Consider the following 17616-nt stretch of genomic DNA (forward strand, 5'->3'; position numbering starts at 1 on the left):
CCAGCAGCATGAGCAATACATCAATCACCCACCTGGGCGGCGTGGTCCACCACAGCCTCGCCGTGCCCATGCGCGATGGCGTGCGCCTGGCCACCGACCTGTATCTGCCCGAGAACCTCGGCCCCCACCATCCCGGCCCGCTGCCCGTGCTGCTGGAGCGCACGCCCTACGGCAAGAACGAGGAAACGCGCCGCGAGCGCAGCGCGGCCAACCCCCTTCCCATGCGCCGGGGCGAGGTGGCGGCCCGCTTTGCGCGCGAAGGCTATGCCGTGGTCGTGCAGGACTGCCGGGGCCGCTTCGGTTCCGAAGGCCAGTTCACCAAATACCTGGGCGAGGCCCACGATGGCGCCGACACCCTGCAATGGATCATGGAGCAGCCCTGGTGCAACGGCAACGTGGGCACCTACGGCCTGTCCTACGCCGCGCACACGCAGACTGCGCTGGCCACGCAAAGGCCACCGGGCCTCAAGGCCATGTTCCTGGAATGCGGCGGCTTTGCGAATGCCTACCGGGGCGGCATACGCCATGGCGGTGCCTTCGAGCTGAAGCAGGCCGTCTGGGCCCTGCGCAATGCGCGCAGCGGCAGCAACCACCTGGAGCCCGCAGCGCGCCAGGCGCTGGAGCAGGCCGACATCGGCCAGTGGTGCCTGCGCCTGCCCTGGTCGCGCGGCGACTCGCCGCTGCAGTGGGCGCCCGAGTACGAGGACTACCTGTTCAGCCAGTGGGAGCGCGGCAGCTTTGACGACTACTGGCGCCAGCCCGAGCTGTACGCCGCCGGCCACTACGGCGCCTTCGACGGCCTGGCCGTGATGCTGATGTGCGGCTGGTGGGACCCGTATGCGCAGACCACCACGGACAACTACCTGGGCCTGTCGCGCGGCGATGGCCGGGTCCGCATGGTGCTGGGCCCCTGGACCCATGGCGAGCGCAGCGTCCCGCATGCGGGCGATGTGGATTTCGGGCCCGGTGCCGTGCTCGACGGCGCGCTGGCCGACGACTACGTGGCCATGCGCCTGGCCTGGTTCGACCACTGGCTCAAGGGCCGGCCCATGCCCGCGCGCCAGCAAGCCGCCGTGCGCTACTTCCGCATGGGCGGCGGATCGGGCGCGCGCACGGCCCAGGGCCGGCTGGACCACGGCGGGGCCTGGCGCAGCGCCGACCACTGGCCCGTGCCCGGCACGCAGCCCACGGCCTGGCACCTGCACGCCGACGGCAGGCTGGCCCGCGAGCCCGCGCCGCAGCCGGGCGTGCGCAGCTACCGCTTCGACCCGGCCTGCCCCGTGCCCACCCTGGGCGGCTCCATCACCTCGGGCGAGCCGCTGATGTTCGCAGGCGCCTACGACCAGGTCACGCACGAGAGCACCTTCGCCGCCCGCCCGCCCTACGGCCCGCTGTCCGAGCGCGGCGACGTGCTGGTGTTCCAGACCGAGCCGCTGCAGCAAGATCTGGAGGTCACGGGCACCATCACCATCGAGCTGCAGGTGTCCTCGTCCGCGCCCGACACGGACTTCACCGCCAAGCTCATCGACCAGTACCCGCCCAGCGCCGACCATCCGCAGGGCTATGCGATGAACATCACCGACGGCATCCTGCGCTGCCGCTACCGCAACTCATGGGAGCAGCCCGAGCTGATGACGCCCGGCGAGGTGGTGGCTATCACCATCGAGCCCATGCCCACCTCCAACCTGTTCCGCAAGGGCCACCGCATCCGCCTGGACATCTCCAGCAGCAACTTCCCGCGCTTCGACGTGAACCCCAACACTGGCGCGCCCGAGGGCAGTGCGGGGCCCAGGCAGGTGGCGGTCAACAGCGTGCACCTGGGCGGCTGCCATGCCTCGCGCATCGTGCTGCCGGTGGTGGCGGTCTAGTCGGGGAACACGCGCGTTTGGCAGTCTGGCATGTTCTGCAATTTGGTTGTACCATGCAACCAAATTGCGAAGGAACATCGCCATGGACATGCAGCAGCGTCAGTTGGAACTGGCCGGCCCCCTGCCGGCCCTTGCACCGTCGGGGCGGCTCCGGGGGCGTGTCTGCCTGGTGGTGGGTGCCACCAGCGGCATAGGCCGGGCCACCGCCTTGCGCATGGCCGAGGAGGGCGCCGCCGCCGTGATGGTCACGGGGCGCCGCCGTGAGCTGGGCCTGCAGCTGGAGCAGGAAATCCGGCAGCGGGGAGCAGACGGCCTTTTCCTGGCCTGCGATGCAACGCGGCAGGAGGACATGGCGGCGGTGGTGGAGCAGGCCGTGGCGCGCTTCGGGCGGCTGGACGCGGCCTTCAACAATGCGGGCTTCCAGGAGCGGCGTGCCGCGCTGGCCGAGCAGGATGATGCGGTCTTCTCGCAGGTCTTCGACACGAATGTGCGTGCGGTCTTCCACGCCATGCGCCATGAACTGGCGGCCATGCTGGCGGCGGGCGGCGGCACCATCGTGAACAACACCAGCGTCAGCGGCATACGCAATCCCAATCCGGGCCTGTCGCTGTACGGCGCCTCCAAGGCCGCGGCCCTGTCGCTGACCCGCGCCGCCGCCATGGAGTACGCGCCGCGCGGCATCCGCATCAATGCCGTTGCCCCTGGCCGCGTGGTCACGGACATGATGCTGGGCTCGGGCATTGCCGACATGCATGCCGTGGCGGCGGGCCTGCCACTGCGGCGCATGGGCCATCCGCAGGAGGTGGCCACGGCCGTCGTCTGGCTGATGTCTGACGAGGCGGCCTTTGTGGTCGGTCACTGCCTGGCGACCGATGGCGGCTTCCTGGCCGGATGAGCCTGCCCGGGGCAAGTCCGTTGCGCGAAGTGAGCACTACCGGGTTTGATATGATGACTGTATAAAGATACAGTTTTCGAGCGGCCTGGCTGCCCGATCTGCCAGGCCCATGCTCCCTCCCCACCGCTTCTACTACCTGCACAACTTCCAGCGCGCGCTGGACTGGATTGGCCAGCGTTACGGCGATCTGCTGGACGCGCCCGAGCAGGCATTCCTCACCCGTTTCACGCAGCTGCCCCAGCCCTCGCAGGCGCTGATGGTGCGTTTGCTGATGCGGCGCGGGCCGTGGTTTCGGGCCGGCAAGCTGGTGTACGAAGAGATCCCCGGCATTGCCGAGGCAGCCGCGCCCCTGCTGGAGCTGGGCTGGCTGGACGCGGGCCACCCCATGGCGCTGGAGGAGCTGTTTGCGCTGCACACCAAGCCCGAGCTGCTGCAGCTGTTCGCCGGCGCACCCATTCACTCAGGCCTGCGCAAGGCCGAGCTTTTGCAGGCCCTGCAGCCCCTGCATGAGGCGCCCAGGCCCTATGCGCAGTGGCAGCCCCAGGGCGTCGGAGCCGGGGAAGCCGCCTGGCGCGTGATGGTGGGTGCGCTGTGCGAGCGCTTTCGGCTGATGTTCTTCGGCAATCTCTACCAGGACTGGTCGGAATTCGTGCTGGCCGACCTGGGCGTGTTCCGCTACGAGGCCGTGGCCTTCGATGCGGCGTCGCGGGCCTTCCAGTCGCGTGCCGATGTCGATGGCTACCTGGCCCTGCAGGCCTGCCGCGCGGCGCTGGATGAGGGCGTGGAGATCGATGCGCTGCTGCAGCAGGTGGCCGGCTGCGCCAGCGGCAATGCCTGGCTGGAGCAGCGCCGCGCCAAGGTGCTGCTGCGCATAGGCCAGGCCTGCGAGCGCATGCAGGACTGGGAGCGTGCCGAGCAGGCCTATGCGCAAAGCCGCTACCCCGGAGCCCGCCACCGGCGCATGCGCGTGTACGAGCGCATGGAGCGCTTTGCCGATGCCATGGCGCTGGCCCAGGCCGCCCAGGCCCAGCCCGAGAGCGACGAGGAGCTGCAGCGCGTGGCGCGCATGCTGCCGCGCCTGCGCCGCAGCCTGGGGCAGGGCGCGCGCGGGCGTGCGGCGGCGCTGGCGCCCGTGGTGGCGCAGATGCGCATGGACGTGGAGCTGGACCTGCCGGCCCGGCCCAGCTCCGTCGAATACGTGCTGCGCGACCATTGGCACAGCGACTCCGCACCGGTGTTCTATGTGGAGAACGCGCTCATCAACTCGCTGTTCGGCCTGCTGTGCTGGCCGGCCATCTTCGCGCCGCTGCCGGGCGCTTTCTTCCACCCGTTCCAGAGCGGCCCGGCCGACCTGTCCGCGCCCGACTTCGTGCAGCGCCGCGCAGTCTTGTTCGAGGAATGCCTGGCGCATCTGGACGATGGCAGCTGGCGCGAGGTCATCGTGCAGCGCCATGCCGACAAGCAGGGCCTGCAGTCGCCCTTCGTGTTCTGGGGCACGCTGAGCGCGCCGCTGCTGGCGCTGGCGCTGGACTGCATTCCGGCCGCCCACCTCAAGCTGCTCTTTGCGCGGCTGCTGCGCGACGTGCAGGCCAACCGCACGGGCTTTCCCGATCTGGTGCGTTTCTGGCCGGCCGAGCGCCGCTACGAACTGGTCGAGGCCAAGGCGCCCGGCGACAAGCTGCAGGACAACCAGATCCGCTGGCTGCAGTACTGTGCCGAGCACGGCATTCCCGTGCGCGTGTGCCATGTGCAGTGGCGCGGCCAGCCGCTGGGAGAGGCCGCGTGAGCTACACCGTGGCCGTGCGCGCGCTGTGCGAGTTCACGGCACGCGCGGGCGACCTGGACCTGCGCTTCACGACCGCGCCCAGCGCGCTGGAGGGCATGGCCGGCCACAGCCTGGTGCAGTCGCGCAGGGGCAAGGACTACGAGACCGAGATCAGCCTGGCCGGTGAATACGGCGACCTGCGCGTGCGCGGCCGCGCCGACGGCTTCGACGCCCAGGCCGGCCAGCTTGAGGAAATCAAGACCTACCGGGGCCAGATCGAGGGCGTGCGCGCCCACCACCGGGCACTGCACTGGGCCCAGGCGCGCATCTACGCCCATCTGCTGTGCCAGGCGCGCGGCCTGCAGCGGCTGCGCGTGGCCCTGGTGTATTTCAACGTGGGCAACTCGGAGGAGACCGTGCTGGTGCAGGAGGAAGACGCGGCCACGCTGCGCGCCTTCTTCGAGCAGCAATGCGCGCTGTTCCTGGACTGGGCGCGCAGCGAGGCCGCCCACCGCGCGGCGCGCGAGGCGGCGCTGGCCGCGCTGCGCTTTCCCATGCAGGGCTTTCGCGCCGGCCAGCGCGAGCTGGCCGTGGCCGTCTACCGCGTGGCGCGCGCGCAGCAGGGCGGCCAATGCCTGATGGCGCAGGCGCCCACGGGCATCGGCAAGACGCTGGGCACCATCTTCCCCATGCTCAAGGCCATGCCGGACCAGGGCCTGGACCGGCTGTTCTTCCTCACGGCCAAGGGCACGGGCCATGGCCTGGCGCTGCAGGCGCTGGCCAGCGTGAACCGGCAGATCGCCGAGCAGCACCAGCCACCGCCGCAGGAACCGGCTGCGCCACAACCTCCGCCCTCGCCACCCGCGCCACCCGCAAGGCTGCGCGTGCTCGCCATCCTGGCGCGCGACAAGGCCTGCGAGCATCCCGACAAGGCCTGCCACGGCGACTCCTGCCCGCTGGCGCGCGGCTTTTTCGACCGGCTGCCCGCCGCGCGAGCCGCCGCGCTGCAGCAGGCGCCCTGGGACCCGCCTGCCGTGCGTGCCGTGGCGCTGGCGCACGACATCTGCCCCTACTACCTGGCCCAGGAACTGGTGCGCTGGAGCGACGTGGTCGTGGCCGACTACCACTACTTCTACGACAGCGCCGCCATGCTGTACGCGCTCACCCAGGCCCAGCAATGGAAGGTGGGCGTGCTGGTGGACGAGGCCCACAACCTGCTCGAGCGCGCGCGCCGCATGTACACGGCCGAGCTGTCGCAGTTCGCCCTGGCGGCCGCCCGCAAGTCGGCCACCGGTGCCGTGCGCAAGGCGCTGGACCGGCTCAGCCGCAGCTGGAGCGCGCTGAACAGGGAGCAGACCGCCAGCTACCAGGCCCATGAGGAAGTGCCCGCAGGCCTGCTGGGCACCGTGCAGCGCGCCGTGGCCGCCATCGCCGACGCCAATGCCGACAGCCCCATGCTGCCCGGCGACCCGGTGCTGGACTTCTACTGGGAGGCGCTGCAGTTCATGGCGCTGGCCGAGCAGTTCGGCGGCCATGCGCTGTTCGATGTCCACCTGCTGCCCGGGCGCTCAGGCCCCCATCGCGCGCCGGCCTCCACGCTGTGCATACGCTGCGTGGTGCCCGCGCCCCACCTGGCGGCACGCCATGCGGCGGCCCATGCCTCGGTGCTGTTCTCGGGCACGCTGAGCCCGCCGCATTTCTACCGCGACATCCTGGGCCTGCCCGAAGGCACGCACTGGCTGGAGGCCGACTCGCCCTTCCAGGCCGACCAGCTCGATGTGCAGGTGGCCGGCCACATCTCCACGCGCTACCGCGACCGCGACCGTTCGCTGCGGCCCATCGCCGACCTGGTGGCCGCGCAGTACGCGCGCCGGCCCGGCAACTACCTGTGCTTTTTCAGCAGCTTCGACTACCTGCAGCGCGTGGCCGAATGCCTGCAGCGCGCCCATCCCGATCTGCCGGTCTGGCTGCAGACCCCGTCCATGGACGAGGAGGGTCGCGCGGCCTTCCTGGCCCGCTTCACCGAAGCCGGGCAGGGCGTGGGCTTCGCCGTGCTGGGCGGGGCGTTCTCCGAGGGCGTGGACCTGCCCGGCGAGCGCCTCATCGGCGCCTTCGTGGCCACGCTGGGCCTGCCCCAGGTCAATCCCGTGAACGAAGAGATGAAGCGCGCCATGGATCGCCAGTTCGGCGCGGACAAGGGCTATGACTACAGCTACCTCTACCCGGGCCTGCGCAAGGTGGTCCAGGCCGCAGGCCGCGTCATTCGCAGCGAGCACGACCGCGGCGTGGTCTTTCTCATCGACGACCGCTATCGGCGCGGCGAGGTGCAGGCGCTGCTGCCGCGCTGGTGGCGGGTGGAGGGCATGCGATGATCCGGGGCCGCACCAGTCCACGACTGCCATCCCATACCCATCCAGTCCCCCATCTCGTCCCCATCCAGGAGCCTTCCGAATGCCCCGCATGCGCTGCGCCATCCTTGCATTGACCCTGGGCCTGCTGGCCGGCGGCCCGGCTGCGGCAGGCGTGGTGCAGCCTGTGCCCGACAGGCAGGCCAGCGAGAACAAGATGCCGGCCTATCCCAAGGAAGCCAGGCGGCTGGAGCAGGAAGGCAAGGTGGTGCTGCGGGTTCTGGTGGGCGCCAGCGGAAAGGCACTGGCCGTGGATGTGGCAGACAGCAGCGGCTATCCTCTGCTCGACCAGGAGGCGCTGGACGCCGTGCGGACGTGGCGCTTTGTCCCCGGCACGCGCGACGGCGTGCCGGACAGCATGTGGACGCGCGTGCCCGTCACCTTCCTGCTGAAATAGCGGCATGCCGGTGGTGGCAGGTGTGTACCCGGTGCGTGCCCTGCGCAGCGACACAAGGAGCATTCCATGAAGATCGTCATCACCAGCGTGCTCGTCGACGACCAGGACAAGGCCCTGGCCTTCTACCGCGATGTGCTCGGCTTCGTCCTCAAGCACGACATTCCCATGGGCGGCGATGCGCGCTGGCTCACCCTGACATCGCGCGGTGATGCCGATGGCGTGGAGCTGCTGCTCGAACCCGACATGCACCCGGCCGCCAGGCCTTTCAAGACCGCCCTGCATGCCGACGGCGTGCCGGCCACCTTCTTCGGCGTGGACGACGTGCAGGCCGAGTACGAGCGCCTGAGCGCGGCCGGCGTGCGCTTCACCAGGCCGCCGACGCATCTGGGGCCGGTCACGATTGCGGTGTTCGACGACACCTGCGGCAATCTCATACAGATCAACCAGCGGCATTGAGCGGGGCCTGCGGCCCTTGCAGCCCTTGCGCGCTCAGTCCCTGGCGGTGGGCTTGTCGTGCCGGGGCGGATCGATGCGCTCGATATTGCCCAGCAGCAGGGCACGCCCCGCAAAGTTGCCGCCGGCGGTCTCCAGCGCAAAGCGCTCGGTGTCGCGGCCGCGCACTTCGGCCTCCAGCGTCTGGGCCTCGTCCTCGGTGGCGCCCAGGGCCAGCACGGCATGGCGGCCCATGAGCAGGGCGGACTCGAAGCTTTCGCGCACGACATGGTCGGCGTCCTTCTGGATGAGCTCCAGCGCGTGCTCGCGGTCATAGGCGCGCACGATGAGGCGGGCGTGAGGGCATTCGTGGCGCACGTTCTCCACGATGCGCGTGGCGGCGGCCTTGCTGTCCACGCAGACCAGGATGGCGCTGGCATGGCTGGCGCCGGCCGCATGCAGGATGTCGGCGCGCGCGCCGTCGCCGAAGTAGACCTTGAAGCCGTAGGGCTCGGCGTTGCGGATCACGTCGGGGTCGTTGTCGATGATGGACAGCTTGGCGCCACGGGCCAGCGGCCCCTGGCTGGCGATCTGGCCCACGCGGCCGAAGCCGATGACCAGCACGTTGCCGCGCAGGTCCTGCGGCGCCTCCACGCCGTCCAGCGACACGGCCTCGGCGCCTGCCAGGCGCTTGTGCAGCACCACCACCAGCGGCGTGATGGCCATGGACAGCACGACGATGGCCGTCATGTTGGCATGCACCTCGGGGTCGAGCACGCCGAGCTTGAGCGCCTCGGCAAACAGCACGAAGGCGAACTCCCCGCCCTGGGCCATGAGGATGGCGCGGTCCAGCGCATCGGCATGGCTGCTGCGCGCCACGCGGGCCACGGCATAGATGCACAGCGCCTTGCCCAGCATCAGCGCCACCACGCCCATGCCCACGATGCGCCAGTTCAGCGCCACCACCTCCAGGTTCAGCGCCATGCCCACGCCCAGGAAGAACAGGCCCAGCAGCAGGCCGCGGAAGGGTTCCACATCGGCCTCCAGCTGGTGGCGGAACGAGGATTCGGACAGCAGCACGCCCGCCACGAAGGCGCCCATGGCCATGGACAGGCCGCCCATCTCCATCAGCAGGGCTGCGCCCAGCACCACCAGCAGCGCGGCGGCCGTCATCACCTCGCGCGCCTTGGCCTTGGCCAGGATGCGGAACAGCGGGTTCAGCAGCCACAGGCCCGCGCCCACCAGCGCGCCCAGCGACAGCAGGGCCACGCCCGCGCGTTGCCACAGGGGCGAGGTGGCCACGGGCGCCGCATCGGCCGGAGCAAGAAAGGCCACGGCGGCCAGCAGCGGCACGATGAGCAGGTCCTCGAACAGCAGGATGGAGACGATGCGCTGGCCGCGCGGCGCCAGGATGTCGCCACGCTCGGCCAGCACCTGCATGACGATGGCGGTGGAGGTCAGCACAAAGCCCGCGCCGCTCACGAAGGCCACCTGCCACGGAAAGCCGAAGGCCATGCCCACGCCCGTGAGCAGCAGCGCGCACACCACCACCTGCAGGCTGCCCAGCCCGAAGATCTGGCCGCGCAGGTCCCAAAGGTGCGAGGGCTTCATCTCCAGCCCGATGACGAAGAGGAACATCACCACGCCCAGCTCGGCCACGTGCAGGATGGTCTGCGCATCCGTCACCAGGCCTAGCCCGTAGGGGCCTATGGCCAGCCCGGCCGCCAGATAGCCGAGCACGGCGCCCAGGCCCAGCCGCTTGAACAGCGGCACGGCCACCACGGCGGCCCCCAGCAGCGTGACGATTCCTACGAGCTGGCTTGCATTGCCTTCAGCTGCCATGTTGTGTTTCCTTTGTGCGTGCGTGCGGCAAGGCGGATTTCCATCCGCGAATTTGCGCGCAGGATAGCAAAGCCCGGTCCTGTGTAGAATCGCGCCCCCTCTGTGCTCCCCTCTGCGCTTACCTCACCGCCCAGCGCCATGCCCCAGATCCTCGTCCACGACCTCCGCAAGACCTACCGCATCCATGAGCGCGACCCCGGCGTGATGGGCGCGCTGCGCGCGCTGGTGCGCCCGCGCCACCGCACGGTGCAGGCGCTGCAGGGTGTGTCGTTCGCGCTGGAGCGTGGCGAGCTGCTGGGCTTCATCGGGCCCAACGGGGCGGGCAAGTCCACCACCATCAAGATTCTGTCGGGCATCCTGCGGCCCGATGGCGGGCGCGTGGAGGTGGATGGGCGCGACCCCTTTGCCGACCGCCAGCGCCATGTGGGCCGCATCGGCGTGGTCTTCGGGCAGCGCTCGCAGCTGTGGTGGGACCTGCCCGTGGGCGACGGCTTCAACCTGCTGCGCGACCTGTACCGCGTCGATCCGCTGCGCTTTGCGCGCACCCGCGATGAGCTGGTGGCCATGCTGAGCCTGGAGCGGCTGCTGGACCAGCCCGTGCGCCAGCTGTCCCTGGGCCAGCGCATGCGCGCCGAGATCGCCGCGGCCCTGCTGCACGAGCCCGAGATCCTGTTCCTGGACGAACCCACCATCGGCCTGGACGCACCCTCCAAGCTGGCCGTGCGCGAGTTCGTGCTGCGCGCCAACCGCGAACGCGGCACCACGGTGCTGCTGACCACGCATGACATGCACGACATCGAGGCGCTGGCGCGGCGCGTCATCGTCATCGGCCATGGCCGCGTGCTGGCCGACTGCGCGGTCGATGCGCTGCGCGCCCAGGTGGTGGCGGCGCAGCGCGATGGCACGGGTGAAGGCCAAGGCGAGGGCGAGGGGCAGGACATGGCCATCGAGGCCGTGATCGCCCGCTTCTACGCCATGCATGGTGCCTCGGAGGTCTGAGCGCCATGGGATCGCACCAGCGCCTGCACCGCCTGCAACACCTGCTGCGCCCCTACAAGGCCGCCTTCGCCTCGCGCTTTTTGCTGATGCTGCAGTACCGCACGGCCGCCTACGCGGGCTTTGCCACGCAGTGCTGGTGGGGCGCCATCAAGACCATGGTGCTGGCGGCGTTCTATGGCAGCGCCTCGGCATCGGCCGGCGCGCCGATTTCGCTGGAGCACGCCATCACCTACACCTGGCTGGCGCAGGGCCTGTTCGCGCTGCTGCCCTGGAGCGGCGACCCCGACGTGGCCCTGGCCGTGCGCACGGGCGCCGTTGCCTATGACCGGCTGCGGCCCGTGGATGCCTATGCGCTGTGGTTCGTGCGCTCGGCTGGCTGGATCGCCGCGCGCGTGCTGCCGCGCGTGGCGCTGATGGTGGCGTTTGCAGGGCTGGCCCTGCCGCTGATGGGGCTGGGCGCCTGGGGCTGGCAGCCGCCGGCCGGCTGGGCCGCAGGCCTGGGCTTTGCTGCCTCCATGCTGCTGGCGCTGCTGCTGTCCACGGCACTGGTCATGCTGCTGAACGTTGCCGCCGCCGCCGCGCTCAATGAAAAAGGCATCAACACGCTGGCCGCGCCCGTGGTCATCGTGCTGTCGGGCAACCTGCTGCCGCTGGCGCTGATGCCCGACGCTTGGCAGACCGCGCTGCTGCTGCAGCCGCTGGCCGGCGTGATGGACATTCCTGCGCGCATCTATTTCGGCCAGATGGCCGGTGCGCAGATGCTGGCCTGCCTGGCGCTGCAAGCCCTGTGGATTGCCGTGATCGTGGCCCTGGGCCGCGTGGCCATGGCGCGCACCATGCGCGGCCTCGAAGTGCAGGGCGGGTGAGCGCCATGGCCAAGCAAAAAGGATCGCTGTCCATGTTCCTGCGCCTGGCGCTGGCCTCGCTGGGCGGGCAGGCGCGCTACCCGGCCTCGGCGCTGATGCTGACCCTGGGCCAGTTCCTGGTCACGGGCATCGAGGTCATCGCCGTCTGGGCGCTGTTCCACCGGTTTGGCGAGGTGCAGGGCTGGCGCATCGGCGAAGTGGCCGTGTTCTATGGCCTGGTGAACTGCATGTTCGCCCTGGCCGATGCGCTGGGCCGGGGCTTCGACGTGCTGGGCACGCAGTTCCTGCGCACGGGCGCCTTCGACCGCCTGCTGCTGCGCCCGCGCCCCGTGTGGCTGCAGCTCATGGGCCATGACGTGCGCATCAGCCGCCTGGGCCGCCTGCTGCAGGGCCTGCTGGTGCTGGGCTTTGCCACGGCCCAGGGCGCCGTGGTGTGGACGCCCCAGGCCGTCGCCGTGGCGCTGTTCGCCGTGGCGGGCGGCGTGGCGCTGTTCCTGGGCATCCTGGTGCTGCAGGGCGCGCTCTCGTTCTGGACCGTGGAAAGCCTAGAAGCCGCCAATGTGCTGAGCTACGGCAGCGTCGAGGCCGCCCAGTACCCACTGGCCCTGTACGCGCAGTGGTTCCGCCGCCTGCTGACCTTCGCCGTGCCGCTGGCCTGCGTGGCCTACTACCCGGCGCTGGCCGTGCTGGGCAAGCCCGACCCGCTGGGCGCACCAGCCTGGCTGGGCTGGGTCTCGCCGCTGGCCGGCTTTGCCTTCCTCTGGCTGGCCTCGGGCGCCTGGCGCATGGGGGTGAGGCATTACGCGTCCACGGGCAGTTGAAGCCGCCGCAGGCGCCGGTGCACCACAGGCTCTAGAGCGTGTTATGCACTTTTAAGTACCCGCCAACCCTTCGGGAAAGCCGGGAAAGGGGCCCGGCCCTTCGTTGCAGCCCGCTTGCGGTGTGGCAACCGCGGCGCGTGCTACGCCTCGTTCCGGGCCCCTTTCCCGGCTTTCGCGGGCACGTAAAAGTGCATAACACGCTCTAGACTGCGCGCTTGCCTTACTCCGGACACCAGACCATGACAGCAGATGAACGCTTCGCCCAGGCCGCCCTCGAGCTCGGCCACCGCTTCGATGGCGAGATCAAGATAGGCGGCAACTACAGCCCCGTCGTGCGCGACGGCCAGCAGCTGTTCGTCAGCGGGCAGATTCCCCGCGTGGGCGATGAAGTGCTCTACGTGGGGACGGTCGGCGCCGGGATCGACCTGGCATCGGCCAGAACGGCCGCCGCCATCTGCGCCATGCGCGCCCTGGCCTTCGTGCAGCGCGCGGCCGGCTCGCTCGATGCCGTGCGCGCCGTTGCACGCATCACCGTCTATGTGCGCTCGGCGCCCGATTTCACCCAGCAAAGCGAGGTGGCCGATGGTGCCTCCGACCTCATCGCCCGGGTGCTGGGCCCTGTGGGTGCCCACACGCGCACTTCGGTGGGCGTGCTGCAGCTGCCCAAGGGCGCGGCCGTGGAGCTGGACCTGATCGCCCGCGTGGACTGATCGCGCTACCCCTATCCCTATTCCTATCCCTGGCCCGCCGGCGTCTCGTTGCGCGCCTTCCAGGCCCGCAGCGCCTGGCGGTACTCGTCCATGGCCAGGTCATAGCTGTCGAAGATGCAGGGGTCGCAGCCATTGCCGCAGCAGGCGTCCAGGTCGGGCTGCTCGGGCGGCTGGGGCATGGGGTCGGCGGAGGCGGCGGGATCTGCGGAAACGGGAATCGGCGCGGTGGTCATGGGGGCGATTGTCTCGCGCCACGGGGCTTTCTGTAGAGCACCAAAAGCAAACCCGCGCTGCCGACATGCAGCAGCGCGGGTTGCTTGTTGACGCGTCTTACCGTCCGGTACGCTGCCTGCGCGCCATGCCCATGAAGCCGGCGGCTCCCGCCATCAGCGACAGCAGCAGCAGGCCCCAGCGGTCCAGCGTGGGGATGCTCTGCGCTCCTGCGGGGGCTCCAGGCAGGGCCAGGATGACGGGATCGACGAACTCGCCATTGACCGTCTTGTCGTCATCGCGCAGGCCGCCGTCCACGATGGTGTAGCTGACCTGGTTGCCACTGATGGTGGGCGTGAAGGGCTGCCACTTGGGCGTTGCGGTGGCGTCGTACTTCATCAGCTGCGCGTTGGCGGGTACGGGGGACGTGAAGGTGAGTGTCACGGTCAGCGTGCTGCTGGGGGCGCACTGCTTGGCCGTGAAGTCCACGGCGGCCTGCGGGTAGGTGAAGGCCGCCGGCAGCGGGCCCAGCGAGCCGGCCACGGCAGAAGGCGAGGTGAAGCTGGCCGCAGTCAGCGTGCAGGTGGGGCTGCTGTTGGCAATGCCCAGATCCACACCCGAGCCCGAGGCGCTTTGCCTGGCCTCGCGCGTCACCGTCACCACATAGGTTTTCTTGGTCGTGCCGTCCTGCGCCGTGACTTCGATGGACACGGTATTGCTGCCCACATTCAGCGCCACCGGGGTGGAGGCCGCTGCGCCGTTGACCAGGATCGTGGCGCCCGCATCGGCTGCGGTGGCCGTCACCGTGACAGTGCTGCTGGTGTTGGGCACGGTGGCCGTGTAGGCCAGGGTGCCTGCACCAAAGCCCGGTGCGAGCGTGCCGCTGCTCAGTGCCAGGGCGCTGAGGTCGGCGTTGGTGGAGTTCACCACCAGGGTGTAGCTGGTGCTGCCCGAGGTGAACGGAGCACCCGTGCCCGTGGAGGAGTCCGTGGCCGTGATGGTGAAGGTGAAGCTTCCCGCCGCGGTGGGCGTGCCGCTCAGAACACCGGTGCTGGCGTTGAACGTCATTCCGGTCGGCAGCGTGCCGCTGCTGGCGTAGGTGTAGGGCGCCGTGCCTCCGCTGGCAGTGAAGGTCTGCCCTGCATAGGCCGTGTTCAGCCTGGCGGCCGGCAGCGTGGAAGCTGCGGGCGTCAGCACCACCGTGGCTGCCGCCACGCTGCCACTGTAGGTGCGCTGGCCGGTGATGCTGCTGCTGTCGGTCGCCTGCACCGTGAAGCTGAAGGCCCCGGCCGCCGTGGGCGTGCCGCTGATCACCCCGGCGGGTGACAGCGACAGGCCTGTGGGCAGCGTGCTGCCGCTGGCCATTGCAAAGGTGTAGGGCGTTGCGCCGCCGCTGGCGGTCAGGGTCTCGCTGAACGAGACGCCTACCTTGGGCGTGCCGGCCAGCGTCGCGGGCGTCACCGTGATGGCCACATAGGTGAACTGGCCTGCCGCGCCGGTGGCGCTGGTGCCGCCGGTCGTTGTGACGCGCACATCGACCGTGCCCGCCGATCCTGCAGGCGCGGTGGCCGTGATCTGCGTGGCGCTGTTGACCGTGAAGCCCGTGGCGGCCGTGCCGCCGAAGGTCACGGCCGTGGCGCCGGTGAAGTTCGTGCCGGTCAGGGTGACCGTGGTGCCACCAATCGAAGAACCGCTTGCGGGCGAGACGGAAGTCACCGTGGGCGCAGGCACATAGGTGAACTGGTCGCCCGCGCTGGTGGCAGTGGTGCCGCCCGGCGTGGTCACGCGCACATCGACCGTGCCGGCGGCGCCTGCGGGCGCGGTGGCGGTGATGCTGGTGGCGCTGTTGACGGTGAAGCCGCTCGCTGCCGTGGCACCGAAGGTCACGGCCGTGGCACCCGTGAGGTTCGTGCCGGTGAGGGTCAGCGAGGTGCCTCCGGCCGTGGGACCTGCCGTGGGCGAGATGGAGGTCAGCGTGGGCGCTGCAACATAGGTGAACCGGTCGGCGGCGCTGGTGGCGCTGGAGCCGCCCACCGTGGTGACGGTGACATCGACCGTGCCGGCAGCACCGGCCGGCGCCGTGGCCGTGATCTGGGTGTTGCTGTTGATGGTGTAGGTGGCGGTCGTGGCGCCGAAGCGCACGGCGCCGGTGCCAGGTGCTGCGGCGAAGCCGGTGCCGGTGATGGTGACCGTGGTGCCACCGCCTGCAGGCCCGGCCGTGGGCGAGATGGCGGTCACCGTGGGCGCCGTGACATAGGTGAACTGGTCTGCCGCACTGGTGGCGCTGGTGCCACCCACCGTGGTGACGCGCACATCGACCGTGCCCGGCGACCCTGCAGGCGCGGTGGCCGTGATCTGCGTGGCGCTGTTGACCGTGAAGCCCGTGGCGGCCGTGGCGCCGAAGGTCACGGCCGTGGCGCCGGAGAGGTTGGTGCCAGTGATGACCACGGAGGTTCCTCCTGCGGCTGGCCCTGCCGTGGGCGAGACGGAAGTCACCGTGGGCGCGGCCACATAGGTGAACTGGTCGGCCGCACTGGTGGCGCTGGTGCCGCCCACTGTGGTGACCCGCACGTCGATCGTGCCCGCTGCGTGGGCAGGCGCGGTGGCCGTGATCTGCGTGGCGCTGTTGACCGTGAAGCCTGTGGCGGCCGTGGCGCCGAAGGTCACGGCAGTGGTGCCGGAGAAGTTGGTGCCGGTGATGGTCACCGTGGTGCCCCCACTGGTCGGGCCGCTGGTGGGCGAGATGGAAGTCACCGTGGGTGCTGACACATAGGTGAACTGATCGGCTGCGCTGGTGGCACTGGTGCCGCCCACCGTGGTCACCGTCACATCGACCGTGCCGGCGCTGCCCGCGGGCGCGGTGGCTGTGATCTGGGTGTTGCTGTTGATGGTGTAGGTGGCGGTCGCGGCGCCAAAGCGCACGGCGCCGGTGCCAGGTGCTGCGGCGAAGCCGGTGCCCGTGATGATGACCGTGGTGCCGCCGCCGGTGGGACCTGCCGTGGGCGAGATGGAGGTGACCGACGGTGCCGCCACATAGGTGAACTGGTCAGCGGCAACGGTGGGACTGGTGCCGACGGAGTTGCTGACGCGGATGTCCACCGTGCCCGTTCCGGGTGGCGCCGTGGCCGTGATGCTGGTGGCGCTGTTGACCGTGAAGCCGGTCGCTGCCGAGGCGCCGAAGTTCACGCCCGTGGTGCCGATGAAGTTCGTGCCCGTGATGGTGACCGCCGTGCCGCCCGCCTGAGGGCCTGCCGTGGGCGCGATGCTGGTGATCGTGGGCGTTGCCAGGTAGCTGAATTGATCGGCCCCGCTGATGGCGCTGGTGCCGCCCGTCGTTGTGACGCGCACATCGACCGTGCCTGTGCCCCCAGGCGAGGTGACGGTGATCTGGGTGGCGCTGTTGACGACATAGCTGGCGGTTGTCGCGCCGAATAGCACGGCGGTGGCGCCGGACAGGTTGGTGCCGGTGATGACCACGCTGGTGCCGCCAGCCTGCGGGCCAAAGTTGGGCGAGACGGAGGTCACCGTGGGCGCGGGCAGATAGGTGAACTGATTGGCTGCGGCAGTGACGCTGGTGCCGCCTGCCGTCGTGACGGTCACGTTCACCGTGCCCGATCCTGCCGGTGCCGTGGCCGTGATCTGGGTGGCGCTGTCGACCGTGAAGCTGGTCGCCGGCGTGCCGCCGAAGCTCACTGCGGTCACGATGGAGCTGCCGATCACGTTGGTGAAGTTGGCACCGGTGATGGTGACCGGATATCCGCCAGCGGCCAGGCCGCTCGCGGGCGACAGCGCCGTCGCCGTGGGTGTGGCTGGGGGATAGACATCGACGGCCAGATCATCGAAGGCGAAGTTGAGTGGTTCCGTGGCGCCGTTGTTGGACACGCGCACTTCATCCACGTCCACCAATGCGCCGAGGCTGACCGTGACGAATTGCGTGGTCATTTCGGGCGTCCTGGGGACGTTCACGACTGCGCCAGGTGCAGGGCTGCCGCTCCGATAGCCGGTGAACGTGAATGAAGTCATGTCACCGTACGCAAAGATGCGCACCTGGGCGAGGCTGAAGCGGTCCGTGCCATTGACTGCCATGATGCGGGCTGTGCCGTCCAGGGCGGTGGCTGTGATCGCATCGCCAGAGGTGACGATCCCCGGAGTGCCTGTTATCAGGTCCACTTCAGCGAAATAGGACCAGTCGCTGATGAAGTCCAGCCCGTTGTAGTTCGAGGTGACCGCAGGGTAGCCAGAGGCGGCGCCGGTCCCGAAACCGATGATGCCCGAAGTCACTGCGGCATGGGCCGGAGCCGCCAGTGCCATCACCAACCCTATGAACCACGCAAACCACATGGACAGCATGCGTGAAGCGGACTTGGGCCTGGGGGTGTGGTTGGTGGGCATGGCGGGCAATG

13 protein-coding genes are annotated in these 17616 nt (G+C 69.9%); 10 read left to right on the forward strand and 3 right to left on the reverse strand.

Annotated features, from left to right (window positions below):
• The first annotated feature begins 8 nt into the window (after positions 1-8).
• The 6 genes from IB269_RS22045 to IB269_RS22070 all read left to right on the forward strand — a co-directional run bounded on the left by IB269_RS22045 (position 9) and on the right by IB269_RS22070 (position 7789).
• Complete coding sequence (locus tag IB269_RS22045) at positions 9-1868, forward strand: CocE/NonD family hydrolase (RefSeq protein ID WP_192368310.1); 1860 nt, start codon at positions 9-11, stop codon at positions 1866-1868.
• An 82-nt stretch (positions 1869-1950) separates the two neighbouring features.
• Positions 1951-2763: an SDR family NAD(P)-dependent oxidoreductase gene (locus tag IB269_RS22050; RefSeq protein WP_192368311.1), complete on the forward strand. Its 813-nt coding sequence runs from the start codon at positions 1951-1953 to the stop codon at positions 2761-2763.
• Positions 2764-2872: 109 nt separating this feature from the next.
• Positions 2873-4549, forward strand: coding sequence for a VRR-NUC domain-containing protein (locus IB269_RS22055; RefSeq protein WP_192368312.1), 1677 nt, complete (start codon positions 2873-2875; stop codon positions 4547-4549).
• Positions 4546-6900 (forward strand): ATP-dependent DNA helicase, encoded by a 2355-nt coding sequence (locus tag IB269_RS22060; protein ID WP_192368313.1) that lies wholly within the window; start codon positions 4546-4548, stop codon positions 6898-6900. The genes IB269_RS22055 and IB269_RS22060 overlap by 4 nt, the downstream gene beginning before the upstream one ends.
• A 79-nt stretch (positions 6901-6979) precedes the next feature.
• Positions 6980-7333 (forward strand): energy transducer TonB, encoded by a 354-nt coding sequence (locus tag IB269_RS22065; RefSeq protein ID WP_012207609.1) that lies wholly within the window; start codon positions 6980-6982, stop codon positions 7331-7333.
• 66 nt (positions 7334-7399) lie between these two features.
• Positions 7400-7789 carry a VOC family protein gene (locus tag IB269_RS22070; protein ID WP_192368314.1) on the forward strand — a complete coding sequence of 130 codons (390 nt, stop codon included), beginning with the start codon at positions 7400-7402 and terminating at the stop codon, positions 7787-7789.
• A 33-nt stretch (positions 7790-7822) separates the two neighbouring features.
• Here IB269_RS22070 and IB269_RS22075 read toward each other — a convergent pair whose 3' ends face one another.
• Positions 7823-9607 carry a monovalent cation:proton antiporter-2 (CPA2) family protein gene (locus IB269_RS22075; protein ID WP_099752812.1) on the reverse strand — a complete coding sequence of 595 codons (1785 nt, stop codon included), beginning with the start codon at positions 9605-9607 and terminating at the stop codon, positions 7823-7825.
• A 138-nt stretch (positions 9608-9745) separates the two neighbouring features.
• Here IB269_RS22075 and IB269_RS22080 point away from each other — a divergent pair, with 138 nt between their 5' ends.
• The 4 genes from IB269_RS22080 (at position 9746) to IB269_RS22095 (ending at position 13003) form a co-directional block, all read left to right on the forward strand.
• Positions 9746-10606: an ATP-binding cassette domain-containing protein gene (locus tag IB269_RS22080; RefSeq protein WP_192368315.1), complete on the forward strand. Its 861-nt coding sequence runs from the start codon at positions 9746-9748 to the stop codon at positions 10604-10606.
• Between the two features lie 5 nt (positions 10607-10611).
• The gene (locus IB269_RS22085; protein WP_192368316.1) at positions 10612-11472 is read left to right on the forward strand and encodes an ABC transporter permease; all 861 of its coding nucleotides are present in this window, start codon (positions 10612-10614) and stop codon (positions 11470-11472) included.
• Positions 11473-11477: 5 nt separating this feature from the next.
• Positions 11478-12293 carry an ABC transporter permease gene (locus tag IB269_RS22090; RefSeq protein WP_043796569.1) on the forward strand — a complete coding sequence of 272 codons (816 nt, stop codon included), beginning with the start codon at positions 11478-11480 and terminating at the stop codon, positions 12291-12293.
• Between the two features lie 239 nt (positions 12294-12532).
• Entirely contained in the window at positions 12533-13003 is a 471-nt protein-coding gene (locus IB269_RS22095) for a RidA family protein (RefSeq protein ID WP_012207603.1), read from the forward strand.
• 23 nt (positions 13004-13026) lie between these two features.
• Here IB269_RS22095 and IB269_RS22100 read toward each other — a convergent pair whose 3' ends face one another.
• Both IB269_RS22100 and IB269_RS22105 read right to left on the reverse strand, forming a co-directional pair.
• Complete coding sequence (locus IB269_RS22100) at positions 13027-13236, reverse strand: oxidoreductase-like domain-containing protein (RefSeq protein WP_013800552.1); 210 nt, start codon at positions 13234-13236, stop codon at positions 13027-13029.
• 97 nt (positions 13237-13333) lie between these two features.
• Complete coding sequence (locus IB269_RS22105; RefSeq protein WP_192368317.1) at positions 13334-17605, reverse strand: IPTL-CTERM sorting domain-containing protein; 4272 nt, start codon at positions 17603-17605, stop codon at positions 13334-13336.
• Between the last annotated feature and the right edge of the window lie 11 nt (positions 17606-17616).

It is taken from the genome of Delftia sp. DLF01 (assembly GCF_014852125.1).
Classification (GTDB): Bacteria; Pseudomonadota; Gammaproteobacteria; order Burkholderiales; family Burkholderiaceae_C; genus Comamonas; species Comamonas acidovorans.